The organism is Nocardia elegans NBRC 108235, from assembly GCF_001612845.1.
Lineage (GTDB): Bacteria > Actinomycetota > Actinomycetes > Mycobacteriales > Mycobacteriaceae > Nocardia > Nocardia nova.
In genome coordinates this window covers 25,035-33,690 of record NZ_BDBF01000070.1, presented here as the reverse complement: position 1 = coordinate 33,690, position 8,656 = coordinate 25,035, and the positions used below count along the sequence as shown (strand labels likewise).

The 8,656-nt window shown below is 68.8% G+C and carries 7 protein-coding genes; 2 read left to right on the top strand and 5 right to left on the bottom strand.

The window, feature by feature from the left end; all coding sequences use genetic code 11:
* Nucleotides 1-98 precede the first annotated feature (98 nt).
* Nucleotides 99-1,568, bottom strand: coding sequence for a type VII secretion integral membrane protein EccD (eccD, locus tag NE2_RS32075; protein WP_063032197.1), 1,470 nt, complete (start codon nt 1,566-1,568; stop codon nt 99-101).
* Nucleotides 1,569-1,697: 129 nt separating this feature from the next.
* Between eccD and eccA the strand changes: the two genes are divergently transcribed.
* On the top strand, nt 1,698-3,515 hold the full coding sequence (gene eccA, locus NE2_RS32070; RefSeq protein ID WP_063032195.1) for a type VII secretion AAA-ATPase EccA: 1,818 nt from the start codon (nt 1,698-1,700) through the stop codon (nt 3,513-3,515).
* 50 nt (nt 3,516-3,565) lie between these two features.
* Here eccA and eccB read toward each other — a convergent pair whose 3' ends face one another.
* The gene (eccB, locus tag NE2_RS32065; protein WP_063032193.1) at nt 3,566-5,074 is read right to left on the bottom strand and encodes a type VII secretion protein EccB; all 1,509 of its coding nucleotides are present in this window, start codon (nt 5,072-5,074) and stop codon (nt 3,566-3,568) included.
* 204 nt (nt 5,075-5,278) lie between these two features.
* Here eccB and eccE point away from each other — a divergent pair, with 204 nt between their 5' ends.
* The gene (gene eccE, locus NE2_RS32060; RefSeq protein WP_218018707.1) at nt 5,279-6,955 is read left to right on the top strand and encodes a type VII secretion protein EccE; all 1,677 of its coding nucleotides are present in this window, start codon (nt 5,279-5,281) and stop codon (nt 6,953-6,955) included.
* 133 nt (nt 6,956-7,088) lie between these two features.
* Here eccE and NE2_RS32055 read toward each other — a convergent pair whose 3' ends face one another.
* The 3 genes from NE2_RS32055 to NE2_RS32045 form a co-directional block, all read right to left on the bottom strand.
* Nucleotides 7,089-7,400: a WXG100 family type VII secretion target gene (locus NE2_RS32055; RefSeq protein ID WP_030513429.1), complete on the bottom strand. Its 312-nt coding sequence runs from the start codon at nt 7,398-7,400 to the stop codon at nt 7,089-7,091.
* A gap of 53 nt (nt 7,401-7,453) precedes the next feature.
* On the bottom strand, nt 7,454-7,789 hold the full coding sequence (locus NE2_RS32050; RefSeq protein WP_030513428.1) for a WXG100 family type VII secretion target: 336 nt from the start codon (nt 7,787-7,789) through the stop codon (nt 7,454-7,456).
* Nucleotides 7,790-7,867: 78 nt separating this feature from the next.
* Complete coding sequence (locus NE2_RS32045) at nt 7,868-8,656, bottom strand: ESX secretion-associated protein EspG (RefSeq protein ID WP_063032189.1); 789 nt, start codon at nt 8,654-8,656, stop codon at nt 7,868-7,870.

Genomic DNA, 8,656 nt, shown 5'->3' with positions numbered 1-8,656 from the left:
CGCCGCGGCAGCGGCCACGCGCAGCCGGCGAGCCGCCCCGCGCGCGAAACCCGCTACCGGACAATCTCTTCCGTAGCGCAGCACAGTCATCGGCCCGATCAGATGTTCCGGGCGGCCGAATAGACGTCCATCAGCCACAGCGACAGCGGCACGATGGCGATGATCAGTAGATACTCGAAGATCTCGATCGCCCGCCGCACCACCGGCGACACGTCCGCGCGAGGTCCGAGCACACCGAAGGCGACCACCGCCGCGGCGACGATCAGCAACAGACCCGCACCGACCGCGCGCCAATCCTCGTTCGCCACAGCGGTTCCGGCGGTGACGGCGAGCGCCACCGCGGTGCCGCCCGCGATCATCGTCGACGCCTGGGTGAGATCGGCGTACGCCCGGCCACGCAGGCACAGCACCACCGCGGTGATCGCCGCCAGCACCAACCCCTGCCAGCGCGCCTCGCCCAGCGGATCGGCCCCCAGGACGGCGCCGAAACCCGCTGCGAGCGTGGCGCCCACCAGGACTCCGGACTGGTACTGATTGGCCGCGTGGGCCCGGCGCTCCAGCCCGGCCGCCGAGGGCAGCGCCGTCGCGCCGATGACGCCGATATCGGCGATGGTCGGGCGCGGTTCGTGATCGGTGGGGTCGATGGCGCCCCCGGCGGTCGGCACCGGAGGAACCGGCAGGCGCGCCGCGGCGACGGCCGCCCGGGGAGCCATCGTGATCAGCACCAGCCCGGCGATCAGCACGCCGACGGCGATCTTCGCGATGTCGAAGTCCCACACCATCCGTACCGCCGCGGCGACCGCGAGCACCGCGGCGCTGGTGACCACCGCGGCCACCACGAGCGACCCGGCGCGGGTCATCGAATACAGCGCCAGCGCCACCACCAGAGCCGCCACCGCCGCGAACAGGACGTGCGGCGATCCCACCCGGCCCGGCGTGAGCAGGCCCGCGCTCGCGCCCAGCAGCGCAATCGCGAACAGCGACAACACGTTCGCGGTCGTGCGCTCCGCCGGATAGCGGCGCGCGACGATCACCGCGGCACCGGCGGCGAGTACGCCCGCGCCGAGCGCGATGAATCCGTTCCAGATACCGGTGCCCTTACCGGACACCAGGACCGCGACCGCGACGAGTACCGCGATCAGCCCGGCGCCCAGCCCCATTCGGCGCGCCTCCGTCGGTGACCAGGCGTTCCCCGATTCGGCGGTGAGCCGCGAGACCGCGTCGATCACATCGTCGAAAAGCGCGGGCGCCTCCTTGGCGGTCACCGAGCGCAACACCAGCAACTCGCCGTCGAAAACCTCTGCGTCGGTGAGTGATTGGTGCGGCGGGATCGGATCGCGGCCGATCCGCGCCAGCGTCCAGTGCTGCGCGCGCACGGGCGCGCCCTCGTCGTGTTCGGTCAGGTCGGGATTGCGGGAATCGATCAGCTCGACCAGGTCGGTGATGTAGGCCGCGACCGGCACGGTCGCGGGCAGGCCCACATCGAGTTGAGTATTTCCGCCGATCACCGACACTCGGCACAATTCCGGGTCAACGGCCCCCACGCCGCTGCTCGACGACTCGGTCACGGATTACAGAACTCCCTACGATTTTCGTCGCTGTATTGCGACGTTCCAAACTTAACCGAGATCGGCTGTCACGGCAGCCGGTATGCTGAGCGAGAATTAGCACATTCACGCGTTTAGGGGACTGTCCGTATGACCGGCAACCGCCAAGCACAACGCGCCTTCGATGCCGGCGTATTGTCATTGGGCATCGCTATCGACGGCCAGGAATCCACGCCCGATCTCGAATATGCGAAGCTCGCATTCCAGCGCGCCACCGAATGGGATCCGGGCATGTGCGACGCCTGGCTGGGCCGGGCCGCGGCCGGGGAGATCACCCCCGAGGTGGTGTTCAACCTCTACAAGACCAGCGGCTCCACCCTCTACCGCGAGCAGCGCCGGCTCGGCCTGGCGCCGCGGCAGCTGGCGGGCCGGTTCGTGGTGGGCCAGTACATCGACTATCCGCTGGCGGGATACACCGAGATCTGGCTGGCGCAGGCGACCCAGCTGATCTCCGCCGGCGATTACGACGAGGCCGAGCAGGTGCTCGACGAGCTGGCCCGGCATCGCGCGGGTCTGCTGTCGCAGCCCGATCAGGATCTCGACGACCGGATCTGCCAGTACGTTCGCGGCCTGCTGCACTACACGACGCAGCGCTGGCCGGATGTGATGACGGTGCTGGCCGGTTCGGCGGACTGGCAGGACTCCTACCTGGCCGCGGGCGCGCACGTGATGGTCGGCACGGCCTGTGCGCAGCTCGGCCTGTTCGGCGAGGCGATCCGCCGGATGGAGGCCGCCGAGAGCGGTCCGATTCCGGCCGCGGCCACCACCGCCCGATTCTGCCGCGGACTGTGCCTGCGCGAGATGGGCCGCGAGGACGAGGCACAGGCCCTGTTCGAGAAGGTGTTCTCCGAGGCGCCGGACTTCGCCGCGAACACCCAGGCCATGCGCGACCGCAAGTACCGCCTCACGGTGACCTCGAAAGAACTGATCGACGCGCGCACCGACCGCTGGGATCCGGCCTCGGCGCCCACCGCCGAGCAGGTCGAGACCGAGGAGCGCGACGATCGGGCCAAGCGCCTGCTCGAGGTCGCCCGCGCGGAGCTGGACGAGCAGATCGGCCTGGCCGCGGTGAAAACTCAGGTGGCGAAACTCCAGGCCACCGCGCAATTGGCGAAGATTCGAGCCGAGAAAGGTATGTCCAGCGCGCCACGCGGACAACACCTTGCGTTCACCGGCCCGCCAGGAACCGGTAAGACGACGATTGCCCGAGTGGTGGCAAAAATTTACTGTGGGTTGGGTTTGTTGAAAACCGATCGACTGGTAGAGGTAAAGCGTTCGGATTTCGTCGGTGAACATTTGGGAAGCACCGCGATAAAAACAAATAAATTGATCGATTCCGCGATGGACGGAGTGCTGTTCGTCGACGAGGCGTACACACTCATTCAGACCGGCCTGTCCGGCGGTGACGCGTTCGGCCGCGAGGCGGTGGACACCCTGCTGGCCCGGATGGAGAACGACCGCGACCGGCTGATCGTCATCATCGCCGGCTACGACGGCGAGATCGACCGGTTCCTGGCCTCCAACGACGGTCTGGCGTCCCGCTTCGCCAAGCGTGTGAAGTTCGAGTCCTACACTCCCGAGGAACTCGGCCGGATCGGTCAGTTCATCGCGAGCAAACGAGATTCGGAGGTCGCCGAGGATGCGCTGGAACTGCTCCAGGCCGCGTGCCGGGAGCTCTACGAGCGCCAGGTGGTGGACCAGAGCGGTGAGCAGCGGCGGGCGGTGGACCTCGCCGGTAACGGCCGGTTCATCCGCAATGTGATCGAAGCCGCCGAGGAGGAGCGCGAATTCCGGCTGGCCACAGACGAATCCATCGACCTGTCGGCGGTGGACGAGACGGTGCTCATGCGGATCGAGGGCGCCGATATGGCCAAGGCGCTGGAAGGTGTGCTCGGCGGATTGCGCTGAGCCGCACCGCGATCGGCGGACCGGTCGCCCTGCCGGGCGGCCGGTGGCGATCAGTTGTTCTTGCCCGGCGGTGGGATCGGCCGGGCGCAGGCAACAGCGCTCGGGCCCGAGTCCGGGCACTGTGGCAGGCTGTCGTGACTCATCAGAGCGTCCTGCCGGGCCAGCGCCGGGCCCGCCGACAAGGCCTCCACGATCGGCTTCGGCGCCGGCTTCGGAGTCTTCGGCATTCCGAGGACCTTGGCGGTGTCGGCATCCGGGATGCCGTACCGAATCCCGTTGTCGCCCACATAGAACAGCGGGCCGTTGCTCACCGCGCCCGGCTCCGCGCCGACCGACCGCACGAACTCCCCCGTGCCCGGGCGCAGATAGACGCCGTCGATCCGATCGCCGGCGCCGTCCGCGGTCGCCGGGACGACCGGCTCCGCCTCCGCGGGCAGGGGCAGCGCGCGGCCGGCGAGCAGGGTAACCGTGGCGCGCGCGTCGTCGGCGGCACGGGTCCACGACAGACAGACCACCGGATCGGCGTCGGGCGCGAGCACGGACGGAACCTGCTGCGGGAAATCGTCGATCGGCAGCCGGTGCAGAACCGGGATACCGACGATGCGGTCCGGCGGCACGGTCGAGATCTCGTTCATCCCTTGCGAATTCGCGTCGCGGATCAGGCCCGCGGCGAACGGCGTGACCCGTTGCACGCCGTCGGCGAGGACCACGTACAACTCGTCGGCGTCCACGCCGTGTACTCGGATCACACCGCCGACCGGCACATCCGACAGCTTGCCCGGACCCGGCGTCCCGTGCCGGTCGATGTCCGGAACCGCCAGCGGCGGAACGGGTTCGGTGGCATCGAGCAGCGCACCGCCGATCGGCCGTGGACGCTGATCCCGCAAACCGAGGGAGCGGACCAGAACGGAGTCGCCGGGATCCATCTCGGCCCGCTTACCGTCGTAGACGAGGAAGGTCTTACCGCCGTGGGTGGCCAGCAGCGCCTGGTCCGCGCGCACCGGCACCGCGCGGGTGCCACCGGCCGGATTGTCCAGCGGCCCGGCGATCACCGTGGTGCGCGGGCCCGTCGCGGCCGCACCACCCGTCGCGGAGGGCAGCAGGTTGTCGCACATCGTCCAGGTGGACCGCCGGGGATCGTCCGATCCGGGCAGGGCACCGGGCGCGCCGGGAATGCCCAGCAGCGGACCGCGCGGCTGGGTCAGTTTGCTGTCCTTGACCGAGGCCGGCGAGGCGTCGGCCCCGGTGACGAGACGCGCTGAGGCCAGATTGAGCACCGGATGCAAGGTTCCGTCCACGAGGACGTAGAGCGCACCGGAATCCTTGCCCATCACGATCTTCGAGTCACCCACGGAGCCCTGCGGGTGCAGAAAGGCCAGGATCGCCGCACCCGCCACGCCCAGCAGTCCCAGTACGGCGCCGATGACGAGCGAACGGAACTGGGTCCGCATGGGGTCGTGCAGCATCCGGACGTCGCGCCGCACGAGCGCGTGCTCGTAACGCTTGAGCAGGAACCGGTAACCGTTGACTTGGGCACGGGTCGTCAACTGCGCCGGCACAACCGCCTCCCGATACCCACTAGCTGATTCCGATGACCCGATTCGAGGGCGCGAACCGAGTCCGGCCGCGCTTCGACAGACTAGCGAAGCCGAACGAGTTCGGTCCATTATGTGCGCATGAACTCCACCGCGCGCGGAGAAAAAGTCACACCGCCTCAGGACGATTCATCCGACGCTTCCGAATCGCGCTCGAACGCACCGCAATTGCGTTCGACGGAATTCTGGCTCTTCCACCTGCTCCCCCTGCGTCTGGTGCTTCCGGTGCTGGTCACGGCGGCCGTGGGCGCCTTCGTGGCCCGGGTTTTCACACCGCTGTGGTGGGTTCCGGTCGTTGTCGCCGCGGTGGTGGTGATCGTCGCGCTGGCGCCGATTCGCGGCACTTCTCTCGCGCAATCCCTGGCGCGCGGAATTACCTTTCGTTGGCAATTGTTTCGTAATCGTTCCACCGCCGTTCAACATTCGCCATTCAATGTTCCACTGGCCGAAGGCGGAAGTTACGGAATGCGCTGGGACGGTGACCGGCTCATCACCATGTTGCGGATCGACGCGCAGCCACGGACGGTCACCCGGCTCAGCCCGAGCGGTCTGCTCGGCGACGATATGCTGCCGCTCGCCGAGATCGCGCGCTGTCTCGATCAGTTCGACATCCGGCTGGCCGCCATCGATGTGATCAGCACCGGATCACGCAGTGCCGGCACCGGTGCGGTGGCGCGCGCCTACGAGAGCATCCTCGGCCCGCTGCCGGCCGTGGCGCATCGGACGGTTTGGGTGGTCCTGCGGCTGGATCCGCTGGCCAACGCCGCCGCCGTGGATCGGCGCGGCGGCGGGGCGGAAGGGACCTTGCGCTCGGCGGTCGTGGCCACGCGGCGGGTGGCCAATCGGCTCGCCGCGCGCGGTCTGTCGGCGGTCGCGCTCTCGGCGACCGAGATGAATCAGGCGGTCGCCCAGCTGACCCTCGGCGCGACGCCGGAGGAATTCGAGGAGACGACGGACAGTCTGATCCACAACGGTTTTCACCACACCACCTACCGGATGACACCCGAGGCCCTGGGCTCTCGCGGCATCGCCGAGGTGTGGTCGACGCCGACGGTGACCTCCACGATCACCGTGCGGCTGCAGCGGGTGCCGGATGCCGGGCCCAGTACGGCCGCGACCACGGAGACTTCGATCGCCGTGACGGCGACCGCACGCTTCGCGACCCGCGACGCGCCGTGCCGGGTGCGCTCCGCCGGACTGATTCCGCTGCCCGGAAAGCAGTGGCGCGCAATGCTTTTCAGCTTGCCGCTGGGCACCGGAGTGCCGGCGCTGCCGCTGGACAGCTACCTCGGACCGCCGGACGCCCTGGATCGGGTGCCGATGCCGATCGCCGGCTGCGGACAGCTCATCGGCGCCGACAACTCGGGCCAGGGCGTGGCGCTGCCGCTGGTGAGCCGGCACGTGCGCCGGGTCGAGGTCATCGGCTCCCCGCTGGTCGCCAAACAGGTGATCCTGCGCGCGATCGCGTTGGGCGCCAGTGTGGTGGTGCACACCAATCGGCACGACGAATGGCGGCCGATGGTCGGTTACGTCGATATGCCGCAGGCGCTCACGCTCGCCACCTGGTCGGCCGGCTCCCAGCAGGCCAGTTCGTATCGGTTCGCGACCATGGTGGTCTTCGACGGCATCGCGCCGAGCGGGCACCACTCCGACGCGACGGTGATGCTGCTGCGCCGCCCCGGGCAGGCAGCGGACGGATTCGAACCCGACGTCACCCTGATCGAGGATCCCGAGACGGCCAACCTGGTCACGGTGCGCACCGAGGCCGGGGAGACCCGCGTGTACATGGTGGCGACACCGGAGGAACTGCGCTACGTCGGCGCACACCCCGCCGTTCCGGCCTGACGCCGGCCGAGCCCGCCTCGGCGGTTCCGGCATGTGAAGCGGCTGCCCGCCGAACCCGGGCGACGACAGCGAAAGGCCCGCCCGATCTGGGACATCGGACGGGCCCTTCGTGGTGAAGACTGCGGTGCGGGACTCAGCCGCCGAAGCCGTTGGCGACGACCTTGTCGGCGGCGGTCGCGTTGTTCATCGCCGCGGCGACGGCCTTGGACAGCGCCGACACCTTGCCCATGGCGGTGCTGGGGTCGCTGTCGCCGTTGATGTCGCCGAACTGCTGGTCCCACTTCTGCTTCGACTGCTGGAACGCCTCGAGACCTGCGTTGCCCTCCCAGGCCTGGGCCAGCTTGGCCGCGCAGTCCTGCAGGTTGCTCGCCTCGGACTGCAGGTCCTTGTGGAAGCCGTTCAGCAGGTCGGAGAGCTCCTGGAGAACTGTTCTTTCGTAAAGCATGTCGCTACCTTTCGTACGTACGTGTGCGGGGGAACGGTTGTGCTGGATTCGCCTCAGACGCCGAGGTTGGTCAGACCGCCGGTCTGCGAGATGAGCTGACGGAACTCGTTCTCGTTCTCGCTCTCCAGGCCGGTGTAGGTCTTGTTACCGTGGCCGACCTCCTCGGTCATCTCGTTGAGGATCTGGTTCAGCTTGGCCGCTTCCTCGTCCCAGTCCTGGGCGGCCTTGTTGCACGCCGAGAACGCGTCGCCCTGCCAGCCGCGCTTGGCGGAGTCGACCGCCTCGGTCACGCGGGCGATGGTGGCGCGGATGCGATCGACCGAGTTGGCCATATCGGTCTGCGCCTGCGAAGTACTCGCTGCATCGTTACTGATTTGCTGTCCGGCCATCGTCAGGCCCCTCTCTGTGTTTTCCGGTAATGCGGGTGGTCGGTACTACAGGTGGTCACTGGCACGGGATTTCGCGAGCTAGGGCATCCACCTTCCCCCGGGTAAGGTGCCGATCAGCGCCGTAATCGCCTGTGCGACGCGGTGATCGGATCCCGGCGTGAAGGTGGTCCACGTCCGCTGGTCGGATGCGGTGCCCGGGCTGGCCGCGATCCGGCCCCGGGCGGTGTCGTACACCGCCGCGGCGCCGGATGATCGGGTGGTGATGCCGTCGGCGTGGAGGTAGGCGACGATCTCGGCGTGGGCGTGGCACTGCGAGAGCGCCATACCGAATTCGATCGCCGCGCGTTCCGCCACGTCCAGTCCGTACAGGGCTTCGGCGAATTCCGTTGCCGCCGTAACATTGTCCAGTCGTTGCGCCAGCTCGTCGGTGGCGGCGCTGAAGCTCGCGATAGCCGCGGGTTCGGCGGGACCGAGTACCTCCAGCACGGGACGGGCCAGCGCCGCACCGTCGTCGTCCGCCCAGATGGTGCGGACGTCGATCTCGTCGCCGGTGCGGACGGCGACCGCGTGCCCGGTGCCGCGCCGCACCACCGACACTCGATGCACCCCGGCCGCGGTGACGATCCGCGCCGCGAGTTCGGACTCGGGCCGGGCCAGAATCGACAGGGCCGCACCGAGTTCCGGCTCGACGTCGTCGTAGCGGTCCACGAGCCCGGCGCCGCGCAGCCCGCGCAGCGCCTCGGCTCGCGCCGCGGTGAAGGCGTCGATCGAGTCCTGTCGTGGTCCGACCTCCAGCACCAGCGGCAACGTCTGCACGCCGAGCAGTTCGGCGACGGCCAGGACGGCGTCGTTGGTCAGGGTCGCCAT